Annotated in this window: 11 protein-coding genes; 3 read left to right on the top strand and 8 right to left on the bottom strand. The window is 72.6% G+C overall.

Annotation, left to right across the window (positions count from 1 at the left end):
* Positions 1-247 precede the first annotated feature (247 nt).
* From L3078_RS12005 to L3078_RS11980, 6 genes are read right to left on the bottom strand one after another with little or no spacing between them, the layout of a single operon-like run.
* A complete protein-coding gene (locus L3078_RS12005; RefSeq protein ID WP_239753429.1) occupies positions 248-1,102 on the bottom strand; it encodes an HpcH/HpaI aldolase/citrate lyase family protein in 855 nt (284 codons plus the stop codon).
* Positions 1,099-2,316 carry a CaiB/BaiF CoA transferase family protein gene (locus L3078_RS12000; protein ID WP_239753428.1) on the bottom strand — a complete coding sequence of 406 codons (1,218 nt, stop codon included), beginning with the start codon at positions 2,314-2,316 and terminating at the stop codon, positions 1,099-1,101. Before L3078_RS12000 ends, L3078_RS12005 begins: the two co-directional genes overlap by 4 nt.
* Entirely contained in the window at positions 2,313-3,692 is a 1,380-nt protein-coding gene (locus tag L3078_RS11995; protein WP_239753427.1) for an ADP-ribosylglycohydrolase family protein, read from the bottom strand. Before L3078_RS11995 ends, L3078_RS12000 begins: the two co-directional genes overlap by 4 nt.
* Entirely contained in the window at positions 3,689-4,891 is a 1,203-nt protein-coding gene (locus L3078_RS11990) for an ADP-ribosylglycohydrolase family protein (RefSeq protein ID WP_239753426.1), read from the bottom strand. The genes L3078_RS11995 and L3078_RS11990 overlap by 4 nt, the downstream gene beginning before the upstream one ends.
* Entirely contained in the window at positions 4,888-6,369 is a 1,482-nt protein-coding gene (locus L3078_RS11985; RefSeq protein WP_239753425.1) for an ADP-ribosylglycohydrolase family protein, read from the bottom strand. Before L3078_RS11985 ends, L3078_RS11990 begins: the two co-directional genes overlap by 4 nt.
* Entirely contained in the window at positions 6,366-7,472 is a 1,107-nt protein-coding gene (locus L3078_RS11980) for an ADP-ribosylglycohydrolase family protein (protein ID WP_239753424.1), read from the bottom strand. Before L3078_RS11980 ends, L3078_RS11985 begins: the two co-directional genes overlap by 4 nt.
* 289 nt (positions 7,473-7,761) lie before the next feature.
* Here L3078_RS11980 and L3078_RS11975 point away from each other — a divergent pair, with 289 nt between their 5' ends.
* From L3078_RS11975 to L3078_RS11965, 3 genes are all read left to right on the top strand, one after another.
* Positions 7,762-8,490, top strand: coding sequence for a VIT1/CCC1 transporter family protein (locus L3078_RS11975; RefSeq protein ID WP_239760286.1), 729 nt, complete (start codon positions 7,762-7,764; stop codon positions 8,488-8,490).
* Positions 8,491-8,886: 396 nt separating this feature from the next.
* Positions 8,887-13,488, top strand: a complete 4,602-nt coding sequence (gene gltB, locus L3078_RS11970) for a glutamate synthase large subunit (RefSeq protein ID WP_239753423.1) — start codon at positions 8,887-8,889, stop codon at positions 13,486-13,488.
* On the top strand, positions 13,481-14,941 hold the full coding sequence (locus L3078_RS11965; protein ID WP_239753422.1) for a glutamate synthase subunit beta: 1,461 nt from the start codon (positions 13,481-13,483) through the stop codon (positions 14,939-14,941). The genes gltB and L3078_RS11965 overlap by 8 nt, the downstream gene beginning before the upstream one ends.
* Positions 14,942-15,091: 150 nt before the next feature.
* Here the strand turns inward: L3078_RS11965 and L3078_RS11960 are convergent, their stop codons facing one another.
* Both L3078_RS11960 and L3078_RS11955 read right to left on the bottom strand, forming a co-directional pair.
* The gene (locus L3078_RS11960; protein ID WP_239753421.1) at positions 15,092-16,021 is read right to left on the bottom strand and encodes a rhomboid family intramembrane serine protease; all 930 of its coding nucleotides are present in this window, start codon (positions 16,019-16,021) and stop codon (positions 15,092-15,094) included.
* A 130-nt stretch (positions 16,022-16,151) separates the two neighbouring features.
* Positions 16,152-17,129 carry an acyl-CoA dehydrogenase family protein gene (locus L3078_RS11955; protein ID WP_239753420.1) on the bottom strand — a complete coding sequence of 326 codons (978 nt, stop codon included), beginning with the start codon at positions 17,127-17,129 and terminating at the stop codon, positions 16,152-16,154.

Below are 17,129 nucleotides of genomic sequence, written 5' to 3'. Positions count from 1 at the left end.
CGGGGGCGGGTGGGTTTTTGGTTCGGGGGTGACTGGGGGCGGTGGGTGGGTGCGGGTGAGTGGGGCTTCTCGCGCAGTTCCCCGCGCCCCTAAAAGAACAGGCCCTGCGGGCCTGAAAAGCACGGGGCGCAGCCCCTGCTTTTCAGGGGCGCGGGGAACTGCGCGACCAGCCCCCACCGGGCGGAGGTGTGGGGGTCGAAGGGGCGCAGCCCCTTGAGGATGGGACGGGTAGGGGCGGCGGGGGCGATCAAAGCCTGCTGGGGCGGGCCGCAAGGGTCAGGGTCCTGCGCGCCGCCGCGACCACGGCCGGGTCGATGAAGCGCCCGTCGGGAAGGGCCTGCGCCCCGGCCGTGGTGGTCGCCGCTCGAAGGGTCCGCTCGGCCGACTCCACCTCCTGGGGAGTTGGGGTGTAGGCCCGTTCGATCACCGGAAGCTGACGGGGATGGATCGCGGCACGGCCCAGAAACCCGAGCGCGCGCCCGCGCGCCGACGTGGCCGCCAGGCCCTCCAGATCTCTCGTGTCCGGGTAGATCGACTGCGCGGGCGACGGGAGACCGGCGGCACGGGCGGCGAGGATCACCCGGGAACGTGGCCAGTCGAGGGCCCGGTCGTCACTGACGGCCAGGTCGGCGCGGAGATCCGCCTCACCGAGGGCGATGCCCCGGAGGGCGGGGTGCGCGGTGGCGATGTCGTACGCCCGTTCCACGCCGAGCGCCGATTCGAGGAGGGCGTAGAGGGCGACCGCTCCTCCCTCCGCCGGCGCGGTTCGTTCCGCGACCCGCGCCACCTCGTCGGGGGACGTGATCTTCGGGAGGCGGAGGGCGGTCAGGCCGGGGAGCGGGGCGAGGGTTTCGAGGTCCTCCTCGGCGTCCGGGGTGTCCAGGGCGTTGACGCGTACGTGGACCGGCACGGGGGGCGGGGTCGAGAGGAGTTCGGCGGTGGCCGCGCGGGCGTAGGCCTTGCGGTCGGGGGCGACCGCGTCCTCCAGGTCCACGATCACCACCTCCGCGCCGGAGGCCAGCGCCTTGGTGACCACCTCCGGGCGGTCGCCGGGGACGTACAGCCAGGTCAGGGGGAAGGACGTGGACGAGCGGGGGGTCACAGGGCGCCCTCCCGGCGGAGGGTCTCGATCTCCAGGCCGGACAGGCCCAGTTCGGTCAGGATCGAGTCCGTGTCGGCGCCGTGCGCACGGCCCGCCCAGCGGATCGCGCCGGGGGTGGCGGAGAGGCGGAAGAGGACGTTCTGCATGCGCAGGGGGCCGAGGTCGGGGTCGTCGACGGTGGTGATCGTGTCCAGGGCGCGGTACTGGGGGTCGGTCATCACCTCCCGTACGTCCTGGATGGGGGCCACCGCCGCCTCCGCCTTCTCGAACGCCTCGATCACTTCCTCCCGGGTGTGGCGGGCGATCCACGCGCCGACCGCCTCGTCCAGGACGTCCGCGTTCCCGGCCCGCTCCGCCCCCGAACCGAACCAGGGTTCGTCGATCAGCTCGGGCCGTCCGACCAGCCGCATCACCCGTTCCGCGATCGACTGGGCCGAGGTGGAGACCGCCACCCAGGAGCCGTCCGCCGTGCGGTACGTGTTGCGGGGCGCGTTGTTCGCGGAGCGGTTGCCCGTGCGGGGCTGGACGTGGCCCAGCTGGTCGTACCAGAGGGGCTGGGGGCCGAGGACGGTGAGGATCGGCTCGATGATCGCCATGTCGACCGTCTGCCCCTGTCCGGTACGGTCACGCGCGGCGAGCGCCGTCATCACCGCGTACGCCGTCGCGAGGCCCGCGATGGAGTCGGCCAGGCCGAAGGGCGGCAGGACCGGTGGGGCGTCCGGCTCGCCGGTGATCGCGGCGAATCCGCTCATGGCCTCGGCGAGCGTGCCGAAGCCGGGGCGGTGCGCGTACGGGCCGAACTGGCCGAAGCCGGTGACGCGGGCGAGGACCAGACCGGGGTTCGCCGCCGACAGCTCCTTCCAGCCGAGACCCCATTTCTCGAGGGTGCCGGGGCGGAAGTTCTCGATGATCACATCGGCGGTGGCGGCGAGGCGCAGGAGCGTGTCCCGGCCGCCGGGGGTGGAGAGGTTCAGCGTCAGGGTGCGCTTGTTGCGGCCCAGCAGCTTCCACCACAGGCCCACGCCGTCCTTCGACGGGCCGTGGCCCCGCGACGGGTCCGGTTTCGTGGGGTGCTCGACCTTGATGACCTCCGCGCCGAAGTCGCCGAGCATCGTGGCGGCGAGGGGGCCCGCGAAGAGGGTGGCGAGGTCGAGGACGCGGAGGTGGCCGAGCGGAGGGTCGTACGCCTGGGTCGGGGGCGGCGCCTGGGTCATGGGTGGGGGGTCTCCCGGAGGGTGAGGTGGGCCAGGGTGTCGAAGCCGACGCCGTTGAAGTCGGCGATCGAGGTGGCCAGGCGGTTCTTGAGGGGTGCCGTCCAGCGGTCGGGGAGTGCGGTCGGGGAGCCGGTGAGGAGGCCCGCGATGCTGCCCGCCGTCGCACCGTTGGAGTCGGTGTCCCAACCGCCGGACACCGAGCGGCAGATGGCGGCCGTGTAGTCGCCGTCCGCGTGGGTGAGGGCGGCGGTGAGCAGGGCGGTGTTGGGGATGGCGTGGACCCAGTGGTGGTCGGCGTAGGTGGCGTGGAGTTCGTCGACGATCGTGTCGAAGTCCCGGATCTCCGTGGCCAGTCGAAGAGCGTGGTGGATCGCTCTCGCGAGGCGGGAGTGCGGGGGGACGACCGTCAGGCCGGTGCGGAGGCAGTGGTGGATGTCGTGGGTGCCGGTGGCCGCCTCGGCGATGGTGGCCGCGACGAACATCGCCGCGTAGACGCCGTTGGCGGTGTGGGTGAGGGTGGCGTCCCGGTGGGCCTGTTCGGCGGCGGCGGCCGGGTCGCCGGGGTTGGTCCAGCCGTGGACGTCGGCGCGGATCAGGGCGCCGATCCATTCGCGGAACGGGTTGCGGTGGCGGGCGGTGTGGGGTGGCTCGATGCCGGTGAGGAGGTTGCGGTAGGCGACGCGCTCGGCGGTGAAGGTGCGGCCCGCGGGGAGTTCGTCGAGCCAGAGGGTGGCCACGTCGGTGGTGGTGAAATCCCGGCCGTGGCGGGCCAGGAGGAGGAGGTTGAGCAGGGGGTAGTTGAGGTCGTCGTCCTCGGGCATGCCGTCGATGTTCTCGGCGAGGGAGGTGGGGGCCGAGCGGCGGTTCCAGGGGTGGGCGGCGAGGAGGTCCTGGGGGACGCCCCGGGCGGTGAACCAGGTGGTGAGGGGCCAGTTGCCGGTGGCGGCGGCGAGTCGGCGGATGGCGGGGAGGGGGAGTTTCTCGACGGGCTTGCCGAGGAGGCAGCCGGCGGCGCGGCCGAGCCAGGCGGCTTCCAGGCGAGGTGCGTAGGTGGTTGAGGTGGGGCGGGTGGGCTGGGTCGGGTGTGCGGGCCAGTCGCCGCACAGGGCCTTGATCCTGGGCAGGTCCGTCGGCTCGTCGTCGCTCAACTGGCTCGGCAGGTCCGCCAGTTCGTCGAGGAGGTCTTCGGCGAGTTGGCGGAGGTAGCGGGAGGCGCGGTGGGGGGAGGCGCCGGCGCGGAGGGGGGCCGGGGGGCCGCCTGCGGCTCGCCAGCGGGCGGCGACGGCCGAGGGCTCGCGGCCGTCCTGGAGGGCCTGGTGGAGTTCGTGGCCGAGGAGGTCCTCGGGCTGCACCCAGGTCAGACGCAGGGGGGTCACCGGACGGGCGCCAGGGCGGTGAAGGCGGACTCGTGGGCGCGACGGCGGCGGACGTCCTGGTCGTGGATCTGGAGCGTGACGTCCGTCAACGTCCGGGCGGGGGCGTGCAGGTCCAGGCGGCTCGCCTCCGCCACCGTCTTGGCCCAGTCGGACGGGACCTCCGAGCCCAGCGCGCCGGCGACGGCGCCGGCCATCGTGGCGATGGAGTCGCAGTCGCGGCCGTAGTTCACCGAACCCAGCACCGCGTGGCGGTAGTCGCCGCGGGCCACGATCAACATGCCGAGCGCGATGGGGAGTTCCTCGATCGAGTGGAGACGGGAAGGGCGGCGGGCGCCGAGGGAGGGGGCGCGGTAGTCGGGGCCGACCGTGTCGAACGGGGTGACCGCCTCGCGGAGCGGCCGCAGCGCGGACTCGAAGTCCGTGTGACGGCGGGCCACTTCGCACACCGACTCGATCGCCGCGCGGGTGCCGTCCTTCGCCAGGGCGAGGCAGGCCTCGACGACCGACTCCGCCGTCGCGCCCGGCGCGCACGCCGCGGCGACCGCCGCCGCGAACACGCCCGCCGCCTCCCTGCCGTACGACGACTGGTGGGCGCCCGCGACGTCGAGCGCCTCGGCGTACGCGCCGCGCGGGTCGGCCGCGTTGACCAGGCCGACGGGGGCCATGTACATCGCCGCGCCACAGTTGACGATGTTTCCGGTGCCGGCCTCGCGGGGGTCGATGTGGCCGTAGTGGATCCGGGCCACCAGCCACTTCTCGGCGAGGAAGACCCGCTGGAGGGGGAGGGCCTCGGCCTCCAGCTCGGGGATCCAGCGCGGCGTGGTCATCATGTCCGGCACCAGGTGCTCGGCGACGGCGTACGCGTCGAGGTGGTCGCGTACGCGGTCGTACACCCGGACGAGCGCATGGGTCATCAAGGTGTCGTCGGTGACGTGGCCGTCGCCCTTGTGGTACGGGGCGATGGGGCGGGCGGTGCGCCACTCGTCGCCGTTCCACGGGCCGACGACACCGTGCACACGGCCGCCGTGACGTTCGAGGATCTGCTCCGGGGTGTAGCCCTCCACCGGGCCGCCGAGGGCGTCGCCCACGGCGGCGCCGACGAGGGCGCCGGTGATGCGTTCGTCGAGCGTGGCGTCCGGAGCGGCTGCGGCCGCGGGGGCGGGCGCCGCGGCGGGGGCGGGATGCGATGCGGGCGTCATGCCCGGCTAACGCCGGGGTGGGTGGGGAGTTCCGCTGTGCCGAGAAGTTCGGCGAGGTGGACGAGGTCGGTGCCGGTGAGACGGGGGAGGGCGCAGCCGGAGAGGGTGCGGCAGGCGTCCCGCCAGGTGTCGGGGATGGCGGTGCCGCCGCCGAGTGCTCCGGTCAGGGCGCCGGCGAGGGCGGGCGCGGAGTCGGCGACCCGGGAGAGGCAGGCGGCGGCGGGGACGGCCTCGGCGATCCGGCCGCGGGCGGCGGTGGCCAGGGCGAGGGCCACGGGGACGGTCTCGGCGGCGGCGATGCCGTAGCTGTAGACATGGTCGACGATCTGGTGTTCGAGGAGCGGGACCAGGGCGAATGTTCCTTCTTTTTTGTGGCGGTGGGCGAGGTCGAGGGCGTGGCGGGCGTTGCGGCCGATCTCCGTCTCGGCGGGGAGTTCGGCGAGGGCCGCGGCGGCGCAGTCGTCGACATCCGCGCCGGTGAGCGCCAGCGCGAGCGCCGCGGCCATCGCGCGGGCGCCGTGCACGCCGTCGCCGTCCTGGGTGTAGCGGGCGTCGAACTCGGCGAGGTCGGCGGCGCGGCGGGGGTCGCCCGGGTGGGCCACCGCCAGGACGCAGGCGCGGACGCAGGCCGCGTCGTCGAAGTAGTGCGGGTTGTCGTGGCCGGTGGCGGGCGGGCGCAGGCCGGTGGCGAGGTTGCCGAGGCCGGCGCGTACGGAGATACGGGCGCGCAGGGGGAGCACGGCGGACTCGACCTCGGGGGCGCGTTCGGCGGCGGCGGCGATCTCGCTGGCCACGGCGTTCCAGGAGAGGTCGATGGAGGCGCGGGTACGGCGTTCCAGGCTGAGGTCGCCGAGGGCGGCGGCGTCGCCTGCGCGGAGGAGGGCCTCGGCGGCGAAGGCCGCCCATTCCGCGTCGTCGGAGGGGCCGAGGCGGAGGGGCTCGGGGGGTTGGTTGAGGGCGATGGGGACGGGGAGGGTGGTGGTGGCGTTCTGCTCGGCGAAGGTGTCCAGCTCGCGGGTGAGGCGGCGGGTCCACTCCGGCATGCGGGCGGCGCGGTGGCGGGCGGCGGGCCAGCCGGCGGCGTCGCCTGCGGCGAGGCCGAGGAGGAGGCCCTCGATGCGGGTGCCCTTCGGGGGGCGGGGCCTGCCGGCCTCGGCTTCGCCTTCGGCCGCTTCGTTCTTCCCACCCGCACCGCCCGTGCGGCTTTCGTCGTCGCGTGCGGGTGGCCCCTGTGGGGCGCCTCCACCGTCGGCGGCCGCGGCTCCGTGGGTGGGCGGCTTCGCCGAGACCGGGCGAGCGGGCGCGAAGCGCTCGGGGGCGAGCGGTGGGTCGGTCGTGGGGGCGGGGGCGAGCAAGTCGGTCGGGGGTGCGAGGTCGAGAGCCGCGGCGTCGAGCATGGGCGGCCCGGCGGGCGGCTCCTCGTACGGTGACGAGGGGGACGTGGGGGGCGTGTCGTCCCATGGGGTCGGTGGGGTCATGCGGGGGTCTCCGTCGGGTCGGCCGGGGCGAGGGTGAAGGTGGTCGGGGGCGGCAGGGGGCGGTCGCCGTGGGGGAAGAGGGCCGGGCCCGTGGTCCATTTGCCGCCCTCGGTCGGGACCAGGAGTTCGGCCACGTCCAGGACGTGGTGGCCGGTCATGGAGGGCAGGCAGCTGCCTCGCGCCGGGCCGATCGCGGCGGCCCACTCGGCCGGGATCGACGACGCCCCCCGGGTCGCGCCGGCCAACGCGCCGGCGACCGCGGCGGTCGTGTCGGCGTCGCGGCCCATGTTCACCGCGGTCAGCACCGACTCGGTGAAGTCGCCGTCGGCCGCCGCGTAGGCGCCGAAGGCGAGGGCGACGGCCTCGGGGGCGAGGTCGGTCCAGGGGTAGCCGCCGATGACGACGGCGGAGCGGACCGCGCGTTCGCCCCGGTGGGCGACGGCGACCGCCCGGCGCAGGGAGCGCGCCGTCCAGGAGTCGTCGGGGATCACGGCGAGCGCGGAGGCCACGACCGCGATCGTCGGCGCCCCCGCCATCGCGGCCGCCACGCCCGCCGCGACCGCCTGGCCGCCGTAGATGCCCTCGCCGTCGTGGCTGACCGAGCCGTCGACGGCGACCAGCCGGGCGGCCTCCGCCGGGCGGCCCGCCGCGAAGACGCCGAAGGGGGCCGCGCGCATGGCCAGGCCGTCGCTCCAGGCGTGCCGGTGCTGCGCGGAGATCGGCGCGGCGAGGCCCCGGCGGAGGTTCTCCAGGGTGCCGCGTTCGCTGAAGCCGGCGCCCCGGAACGGGCCCTCGTCCAGGTCCGCGATCCACTGGTGCCAGGCCGTCTCCACATGGGTGACGGTGAGGGCCGAGCCGTGCCGGGCCAGCAGCAGCCCGGAGAAGATCGCGTACTCGGTGTCGTCCGTGCCGGAGGGGCTCTCGGCCACATACCCGGTGATGCGCCCCCAGCGCGCGCGGATCTCGGACGGCTTCATGTTCTCGGCGGGCGCCCCCAGCGCGTCGCCGACGGCGAGCCCGAGCATGGCCCCCCGTGCCCGCTCGCGGAGGTCGGCGGCGCCCCCGGGCGCCGGGACCGAGGGAATGCAGGCGATGGAAGGCATACGGTCGCCTCTCTGGCCCATGGGCAGGTCCGGCCCGGCGGGCAGTTGATCCGCTCTCAAGATTTGTCAGCTTTCGCTGGGAAGATCTCTCCCACATCGGGTGCCTCGGCGGCGCGCGGAACGCTCGTGTATCACCCGGTCGACATCTGTGCAGGGTCATGTACGAATGAGCGGCGGCCGTTTCTCGAACAGCCGCCGCCCTCGGTGAGCGCCTGGGTAAGTACGGCCTTCCTTGCTGGCAGAAGCGATTTTCCGAGCGTACGTTCGACGTGAGGAAAGGGGCTTGATCGTGGCGATCATCGACACCGAAGCCGCGTTGCACGAGGCGCACCGGGACAACCACACCCATCGGGACGTGAACGGCGGCTGGCTGCGGCCCGCCGTGTTCGGGGCGATGGACGGGCTCGTGTCCAACCTGGCGCTGATGACCGGTGTCGCCGGTGGAACGGCCGGGCGGGAGGCGGTCGTCGTCGCCGGGCTGGCCGGGCTCGCGGCCGGCGCCTTCTCCATGGCGGCCGGCGAGTACACCTCCGTGGCCTCGCAGCGCGAACTTGTCCAGGCCGAACTCGACGTCGAGCGGCGGGAGTTGCGCAAGCATCCCAAGGACGAGGAGAAGGAGCTCGCCGCGCTCTACGAGAGCCGCGGGGTCGAGCCGGGGCTCGCCCGGGAGGTCGCGCGGCAGCTCTCGCACGACCCCGAACAGGCCCTGGAGATCCACGCCCGCGAGGAGCTGGGCATCGACCCCGGCGACCTCCCGTCGCCCACCGTCGCCGCCGTGTCGAGCTTCGGCTCGTTCGCGCTGGGTGCCCTGCTGCCCGTGCTGCCGTATCTGCTCGGTGCGAGCGCGCTGTGGCCCGCCGTGCTGGTGGCGCTCGTCGGGCTCTTCGGGTGCGGTGCCGTGGTGGCCAGGGTGACGGCCAGAACCTGGTGGTTCAGCGGGCTGCGGCAGCTGGCCCTCGGCGGCGCCGCGGCGGGTGTGACGTACGCCCTGGGCAGCCTGTTCGGGGCGGCCGTATGATGGATCGGATGGCTACGTATGCGCGGGACCGCATAAGTAGTCGTTACCAGGCGGTTTCGAATGCTTAACCGCTGGGCATGAGCCGTAAGCGCCGCGGGCAACGACGCCCGTCAAGCACCTGAAGCACCCTGAAGCACCTGAGTAGTGGGCGACGACGCCTCCTGCGCCCGGTCGACCGACAACGATCTGTACGGTCGGCTCCCCCTTGATCGCGTTCGATCACGCCACCGCGTGCGGCCACCCCTCCGCGCCGCGGCGTCCGCATGTTGGGACGAAGTATCCGCTTCCCGAGAATCGTTCCATCATGTAACCTGCACGAAATTTTGCACCTTACGCAGAGGGCCAGCGTCGTCCCTCGGCACATGCATATGCCAGATGACGACGACGGGAGAGCCGATGCGTACGCCGCGCCAGCCGTCCCAGCACTCCACGAATGGCCAGAAGTGGTCGTTCATGGATGCTCGCCCTGCTGCGCAGGGTATGTACGACCCCCGCAACGAGCGCGACGCCTGTGGCGTCGGCTTCGTGGCCACCCTCACCGGCGAGGCGAGCCATGCGCTGGTCGAGCAGGCGCTCACGGTTCTGCGCAACCTGGAGCACCGCGGGGCGACCGGTTCGGAGCCCGACTCGGGTGACGGCGCCGGCATCCTCTCCCAGGTTCCCGACGCGTTCTTCCGTGAGGTGGCCGGATTCGAGCTGCCCGAGGCCGGCTCGTACGCCGTCGGTATCGGCTTCCTGCCCGAGGAGGGCACCGAGGACGCCGTCGCCCGCATCGAGGCCATCGCCGCCGAGGAGGGCCTGACCGTCCTCGGCTGGCGCGAGGTGCCCGTCGCCCCCGAGCTGCTCGGCGCCACGGCCCGCTCGACGATGCCCGCCTTCCGCCAGGTCTTCGTCTCCGACGGGTCCTCGAAGGACATCGACCTCGACCGCAAGACGTTCGTGCTGCGCAAGCGCGCCGAGCGTGAGGTCGATGTCTACTTCCCCTCGCTCTCCGCGCGGACCATCGTCTACAAGGGCATGCTGACCACCGGCCAGCTGGAGCCCTTCTTCCCGGACCTGTCCGACCGCCGCTTCGCCTCCGCGATCGCGCTCGTGCACTCCCGGTTCTCCACGAACACCTTCCCGTCGTGGCCGCTCGCCCACCCGTACCGCTTCGTCGCGCACAACGGTGAGATCAACACGGTCAAGGGCAACCGCAACTGGATGGTGGCCCGCGAGTCCCAGCTGGCCTCCGACCTGTTCGGACCGCAGGACAAGCTGGACCGGATCTTCCCCATCTGTACGCCGGACGCCTCCGACTCGGCGTCCTTCGACGAGGTGCTGGAGCTGCTCCACCTCGGCGGCCGCTCCCTGCCGCACTCCGTGCTGATGATGATCCCGGAGGCGTGGGAGAACCACGACTCCATGGAGCCGGCCCGCCGCGCCTTCTACCAGTTCCACTCCACGATGATGGAGCCCTGGGACGGCCCGGCCTGTGTCACCTTCACCGACGGCCGCCAGGTCGGCGCGGTCCTCGACCGCAACGGCCTGCGCCCCGGCCGCTACTGGGTCACCGACGACGGCCTCGTCGTCCTCGGCTCCGAGGTCGGCGTCCTCGACATCGACCCCGCCAAGGTCGTCCGCAAGGGCCGCCTGCAGCCGGGCCGCATGTTCCTCGTCGACACCGTCGAGCACCGCATCATCGAGGACGACGAGATCAAGGCCCAGCTCGCCGCGGAGAACCCGTACGCGGAGTGGCTGGAGGCCGGGGAGATCGAGCTCTCCGACCTGCCCGAGCGTGAGCACATCGTGCACACCCACGCCTCGGTCACCCGCCGCCAGCAGACCTTCGGCTACACCGAGGAGGAGCTGCGCGTCATCCTCGCGCCGATGGCCAAGGCCGGCGCCGAGCCCATCGGTTCCATGGGCACCGACTCGCCGATCGCCGCGCTGTCCTCGCGCCCGCGTCTGCTCTTCGACTACTTCACCCAGCTGTTCGCGCAGGTCACCAACCCGCCGCTGGACGCGATCCGTGAAGAGCTGGTGACGAGCCTGCGCTCCTCACTGGGCCCGCAGGGCAACCTCCTGGAGCCGACCGCCGCGTCGTGCCGCAGCGTCACCCTGCCCTTCCCGGTGATCGACAACGACGAGCTGGCCAAGCTCATCCACATCAACGCCGACGGCGACATGCCCGGCATGAAGGCCGCCACGCTCTCCGGTCTCTACCGGGTCTCCGGCGGCGGTGACGCCCTTGCCGCGCGCATCGAGGAGATCTGCGCCGAGGCCGACGCCGCCATCGAGAACGGCGCCCGGCTGATCGTCCTCAGCGACCGCCACTCCGACGCCGAGCACGCGCCGATCCCGTCGCTGCTGCTCACCGCGGCCGTCCACCACCACCTCATCCGCACCAAGCAGCGCACCCAGGTGGGCCTGCTGGTCGAGGCCGGTGACGTCCGCGAGGTCCACCACGTCGCCCTGCTCGTCGGCTTCGGCGCCGCGGCCGTCAACCCGTACCTGGCGATGGAGTCCGTCGAGGACCTCGTCCGTGCCGGAACGTTCCTCTCCGGTATCGAGGCCGAGCAGGCGATCCGCAACCTGATCTACGCCCTCGGCAAGGGCGTCCTGAAGGTCATGTCCAAGATGGGCATCTCCACGGTCGCCTCCTACCGCGGCGCCCAGGTCTTCGAGGCCGTCGGTCTCGCGGACGAGTTCGTGGAGAAGTACTTCAACGGCACGGCCACCAAGATCGGCGGCGTCGGCATCGACGTCATCGCCAAGGAGGTCGCCGCCCGCCACGCCAAGGCGTACCCGGCCAGCGGCATCGCGCCCGCGCACCGTGCCCTGGAGATAGGCGGCGAGTACCAGTGGCGTCGCGAGGGCGAGCCGCACCTGTTCGACCCGGACACGGTCTTCCGCCTCCAGCACTCCACCCGCACGCGCCGCTACGACATCTTCAAGCAATACACGAACCGGGTGAACGAGCAGTCCGAGCGCCTGATGACGCTGCGCGGCCTGTTCGGCTTCAAGGCCGGCGAGGGCCGTGCGCCGATCTCCATCGACGAGGTCGAGCCGGTCTCCGAGATCGTCAAGCGCTTCTCGACCGGCGCCATGTCGTACGGCTCGATCTCGCGCGAGGCGCACGAGACGCTCGCCATCGCCATGAACCAGCTGGGCGGCAAGTCCAACACCGGTGAGGGCGGCGAGGACCCGGACCGCCTCTACGACCCGGCGCGGCGCTCGTCGATCAAGCAGGTCGCCTCCGGCCGCTTCGGTGTGACCTCCGAGTACCTGGTCAACGCGGACGACATCCAGATCAAGATGGCCCAGGGCGCCAAGCCCGGTGAGGGCGGCCAGCTGCCCGGCCACAAGGTCTACCCGTGGGTCGCCAAGACGCGTCACTCGACGCCGGGCGTGGGCCTCATCTCCCCGCCGCCGCACCACGACATCTACTCCATCGAGGACCTGGCCCAGCTGATCCACGACCTGAAGAACGCGAACCCGCAGGCGCGGATTCACGTCAAGCTGGTCTCGGAGGTCGGCGTCGGCACGGTCGCGGCCGGTGTGTCCAAGGCGCACGCGGACGTCGTCCTCATCTCCGGCCACGACGGCGGAACGGGCGCCTCCCCGCTCACCTCGCTGAAGCACGCCGGTGGCCCCTGGGAGCTCGGCCTCGCCGAGACCCAGCAGACGCTGCTGCTCAACGGCCTGCGCGACCGCATCGTCGTCCAGACCGACGGCCAGCTGAAGACCGGCCGTGACGTCGTCATCGCCGCGCTGCTCGGCGCCGAGGAGTTCGGTTTCGCGACCGCGCCGCTCGTCGTCTCCGGCTGCGTCATGATGCGCGTCTGCCACCTGGACACCTGCCCGGTCGGCATCGCCACGCAGAACCCGACGCTGCGCGACCGGTTCTCCGGCAAGGCCGAATACGTCGTGAACTTCTTCGAGTTCATCGCCGAGGAGGTCCGCGAGATCCTCGCCGAGCTGGGCTTCCGCTCCATCGAGGAGGCCGTCGGCCACGCCGAGGCGCTCGACGTGACCCGCGCGGTCGACCACTGGAAGGCGCAGGGCCTGGACCTGGAGCCGCTGTTCCACGTGCCCGAGCTGCCCGAGGGCGCCGTCCGCCACCAGCTGATCGAGCAGGACCACGGCCTGGAGAAGGCGCTCGACAACGAGCTGATCAAGCTCGCCGCCGACGCGCTGGCCGCGAACGACGCGACCGACGCCCAGCCGGTCCGCGCCCAGGTCAAGGTCCGCAACATCAACCGCACCGTCGGCACGATGCTCGGCCACGAGGTGACGAAGAAGTTCGGCGGGGCCGGTCTGCCCGACGACACCATCGACATCACCTTCACCGGCTCGGCCGGCCAGTCCTTCGGCGCCTTCCTCCCGCGCGGTGTCACGCTGCGCCTGGAGGGCGACGCCAACGACTACGTCGGCAAGGGCCTCTCCGGCGGCCGCGTGATCGTCCGTCCCGACCGGGGCGCCGACCACCTCGCCGAGTACTCGACGATCGCGGGCAACACCATCGCCTACGGCGCGACCGGCGGCGAGCTGTTCCTCCGCGGCCGTACGGGCGAGCGGTTCTGTGTCCGCAACTCCGGCGCCCTGGTGGTGTCCGAGGGCGTGGGCGACCACGGCTGCGAGTACATGACCGGCGGCCACGCGGTCGTCCTCGGCGAGACGGGCCGCAACTTCGCGGCCGGTATGTCGGGCGGCATCGCGTACGTCATCGACCTGAACCGCGACAACGTCAACGTCGGCAACGCGGGCGCCGTCGAGGCCCTCGACGACACCGACAAGCAGTGGCTGCACGACGTGGTGCGCCGCCACGCCGAGGAGACCGGCTCCACGGTCGCCGAGAAGCTGCTCGCCGACTGGGACGTGTCCGTGGGCCGCTTCAGCAAGATCATCCCCAGCACGTACAAGGCAGTGCTCGCCGCCAAGGCCGCCGCCGAGCAGGCCGGTCTCTCCGAGACCGAGATCACCGAGAAGATGATGGAGGCGGCGATCAATGGCTGACCCGAAGGGCTTCCTCAACCACGGGCGCGAGGTCGCCAAGTCCCGCCCCGTCGACGTACGGCTGAAGGACTGGAACGAGGTCTACGTTCCGGGCTCGCTGCTCCCGATCATCTCGAAGCAGGCGTCCCGCTGCATGGACTGCGGCATCCCGTTCTGCCACAACGGCTGTCCCCTCGGGAACCTCATCCCCGAGTGGAACGACTACGCCTACCGCGAGGACTGGGGCGCCGCCTCGGAGCGCCTGCACGCGACGAACAACTTCCCGGAGTTCACGGGCCGGCTGTGCCCCGCTCCCTGCGAGTCGGCGTGCGTGCTCGGCATCAACCAGCCGGCCGTCACCATCAAGAACGTCGAGGTCTCGATCATCGACAAGGCGTGGGACAGCGGCGACGTCGCGCCCCAGGCCCCGGAGCGCCTCTCCGGCAAGACGGTCGCGGTCATCGGCTCGGGCCCGGCGGGCCTCGCCGCCGCCCAGCAGCTGACGCGGGCCGGCCACACGGTCGCCGTGTACGAGCGCGCGGACCGTATCGGCGGCCTCCTGCGCTACGGCATCCCCGAGTTCAAGATGGAGAAGCGGCACATCAACCGCCGTATCGAGCAGATGCGCGCGGAGGGCACCCGCTTCCGTACCGGCATCGAGATCGGCCGCGACCTCAAGGCGACGGACCTGAAGAAGCGGTACGACGCCGTCGTGATCGCCGCGGGTGCGACGACCGCGCGTGACCTGCCGGTGCCCGGCCGCGAGCTGGCCGGCATCCACCAGGCGATGGAGTACCTGCCGCTGGCCAACAAGGTGCAGGAGGGCGACTTCGTGGCGCCCCCCATCACGGCCGAGGGCAAGCACGTCGTCGTCATCGGCGGCGGCGACACCGGCGCGGACTGCGTGGGCACCGCCCACCGCCAGGGCGCGGCCTCCGTCACGCAGCTGGAGATCATGCCGAAGCCGGGCGAGGACCGCGCGCCGAACCAGCCGTGGCCGACCTTCCCGATGCTCTACAAGGTCACCTCCGCGCACGAGGAGGGCGGCGAGCGGGTCTACTCCGTCTCCACCACCCACTTCGAGGGCGACGAGGACGGCAACGTGCAGTGGCTGCACCTCGTCGAGGTCGAGTTCGTCGACGGCAAGCTGACGCAGAAGCCGGGCACGGAGCGGAAGATCCCCGCCCAGCTGGTCACGCTGGCGATGGGCTTCACCGGCACCGACCGGGAGAACGGCCTGGTCGAGCAGTTCGGCCTGGACCTCGACGAGCGCGGCAACATCGCGCGCGACGCCGACTTCCAGACCAACGTGCCGGGTGTGTTCGTGGCGGGCGACGCGGGGCGCGGTCAGTCCCTCATCGTCTGGGCGATCGCGGAGGGCCGCTCGGCGGCCCGTGGCTGCGACCGCTTCCTCACGGGCGCGAGCGACCTGCCGGCCCCGATCCGCCCGACGGACCGCTCGCTGACGGTCTGACGACCTGAGCGACACGGGACGGTGACCTTCACGGGTCACCGTCCCCCACACACGTCCCGTACAACGGCGTACGGAACACAGACGGCGCCTGCCCACCAGTCCCCGACCGGACTACCGGGCAGGCGCCGTCGCATGTACCGGCTGAGGGCCTCAGCCCGTCATCGCCGCCGCCTTCGCCAGGGCCAGCACCGCCAGCAGCGCCAGCACCCCCGCGCACACCCCCGCCTGCACCAGCACCCGCCGCCGATCCCGGGGTGCGTACGCGAAGCCCAGGGCGATCAGGCCGCCGGTCAGGAGGCCGCCGAGGTGGCCCTGCCAGGACGTCACGACCGCGGAGATGACCAGCCAGATCAGGAGGCCCGCCATGAAGCGGTTGATGCCCGCCGGGTCGGCGCCGAGGCGGCGGGCCAGGACGTAGTACGCCGTGCAGACGCCGAAGATCGCGCCGGAGGCGCCGACCGTGCGGGCGTCGGGGGCGAGGAGGAGGACCAGGACGGAGCCGCCGAGGGCCGACAGGAGGTACAGGCTCAGATAGCGGGCCCGGCCGAGCTGGGCCTCCACCACCCGGCCCACGTTCCACAGCGTGACCATGTTCATCACGATGTGCAGGATGCCGAACGTGCCGTCGGTGGGCGGGATGTGGAGGAAGGCGCCGGTGAGCAGGCGGTACCACTCGCCGTCGATCACGCCTTCGAGGTGGAAGTCGGCCGGGTAGGCGCTCTGCCAGACGTAGTGCAGTCCGTCCGGGCCGGCGAGGCCCCGGCCCAGCATCGCGAAGTCGTCGACGATCGACGGGCGGAGCAGTTCGGCGACGTAGGCCACGACGTTAAGGCCGATCAGGACGTACGTCACCAGCGGGACCGCCGAGATCCGGCCGCCGAAGGCCGTGCGGGCCTGACGAACCGTACGCGCGCCCTCCTGCACGCACTCCGGACACTGGTGGCCCACGGCCGCGTCGCGCATGCAGTCGGGGCAGATGAACCGCTCGCAGCGGGTGCAGCGGACGTACGACTCCACTTTCGGGTGGCGGTAGCAGGTGGTGACGGCGGGCTCGGACGACGACGGGGACTCGGGTTCCACGGCCGGCTCCTTGTGGGTGCGGGGCTGATGACGAGCCGGTGAGGACGGCGGCGAACAAAATAGCGAACGATGGGGAGGGGTGGTGAGGGGAGGCCCGATCCCGAGCCGTAGGTCGCGCAGCGACGGGAGGTCACCGCCGGCGGCCGCCACCGCTGAGGACCATGTCCCGGCACTCGGCCGGAGCGCCCCACGCGGTTCGCAGGGCGCGGGCCTTGGTCAGCCAGAGGGAGAGGTCGTACTCCGCCGTGTAGCCGATCGCGCCGTGCAGTTGCAGCGCCGTGCGCGCGGTCGTGTACGCCGCCTCGCACGCCGTCACCTTGGCCGCCGCCGCGTCCACCGGGTCCAGGGTGACCGCTGCCCCGAACACCAGCGGGCGCGCGAACTCCAGGGCCACCTTGGCGTCCGCCAGCCGGTGTTTCACCGCCTGGAACGACCCCACGGACACACCGAACTGCTTGCGCTGCCTGACGTACGCCACCGTCCTGTCCAGGAGGGACAGCCCGACGCCCAGCGCCTGGGCGGCCACCGCGAGACGGGCCCAGGTGAGGGCGTGGGGGAGGGGCGCGTGGGGGGCGAGGAGTTCGCCGCCGGGGGAGAGGTGGGTCAGACGGCGGGCCGGGTCCAGGGAGGGGCGCACGGGGCCGTGGCCGGGGGCGAGGCGCAGTCCGCCTGCCGCCGGGTCGAGGGACAGGCGGGTCTCCGCCGCGTCCCCGTCCAGCGCGTACGACCCCGGCGCCGGCGCCACCGTGGCCATCGCCTTCCCCGACACCAGCGCCGGGAGCAGGCGCTCGGCCGGGCCCGGGTCGTCCAGGCCGGCCAGGAGGACCGTCGCCGTCACCGTCTCCACGAGCGGGCCCGGAACGGCGTGCCGACCCAGCTCCACGAAGGCGACGGCCAGTTCGACGGGGAGCGGACCGACCCCCTCGTACGCCTCCGGCGCCGCCAGCGCGAAGACGCCCGCTTCCGCGAGACGCGCCCACACCGCACGCCCCACCGCGTGCTCCCCGCGCCCCCAGGCCCGTGCGACGGCGGGTGTGCCGGCGGCCGTCAGCATGGCGTCCAGCGACTCGGCGAACGCCCGCTGCTCGGTGTCCAGGAGGAAGCGCAT

Origin of the sequence: Streptomyces deccanensis (genome assembly GCF_022385335.1) — a bacterium.
Lineage (GTDB): Bacteria > Actinomycetota > Actinomycetes > Streptomycetales > Streptomycetaceae > Streptomyces > Streptomyces deccanensis.
The sequence above is the reverse complement of the archived record's forward strand: the minus strand, read 5'-3'. Positions and strand labels throughout refer to the sequence as shown.

What these genes read in the sequence shown, in the direction of transcription:
- L3078_RS12000 (WP_239753428.1), bottom strand. Translation starts at nt 2,316, where the DNA reads ATGACCCAGGCGCCGCCCCCGACCCAGGCGTACGACCCTCCGCTCGGC.
- L3078_RS11990 (WP_239753426.1), bottom strand. Translation starts at nt 4,891, where the DNA reads ATGACGCCCGCATCGCATCCCGCCCCCGCCGCGGCGCCCGCCCCCGCG.
- L3078_RS11985 (WP_239753425.1), bottom strand. Translation starts at nt 6,369, where the DNA reads ATGACCCCACCGACCCCATGGGACGACACGCCCCCCACGTCCCCCTCG.
- L3078_RS11980 (WP_239753424.1), bottom strand. Translation starts at nt 7,472, where the DNA reads ATGCCTTCCATCGCCTGCATTCCCTCGGTCCCGGCGCCCGGGGGCGCC.
- gltB (WP_239753423.1), top strand. Translation starts at nt 8,887, where the DNA reads ATGCGTACGCCGCGCCAGCCGTCCCAGCACTCCACGAATGGCCAGAAG.
- L3078_RS11965 (WP_239753422.1), top strand. Translation starts at nt 13,481, where the DNA reads ATGGCTGACCCGAAGGGCTTCCTCAACCACGGGCGCGAGGTCGCCAAG.
- L3078_RS11955 (WP_239753420.1), bottom strand. Translation starts at nt 17,129, where the DNA reads ATGCGCTTCCTCCTGGACACCGAGCAGCGGGCGTTCGCCGAGTCGCTG.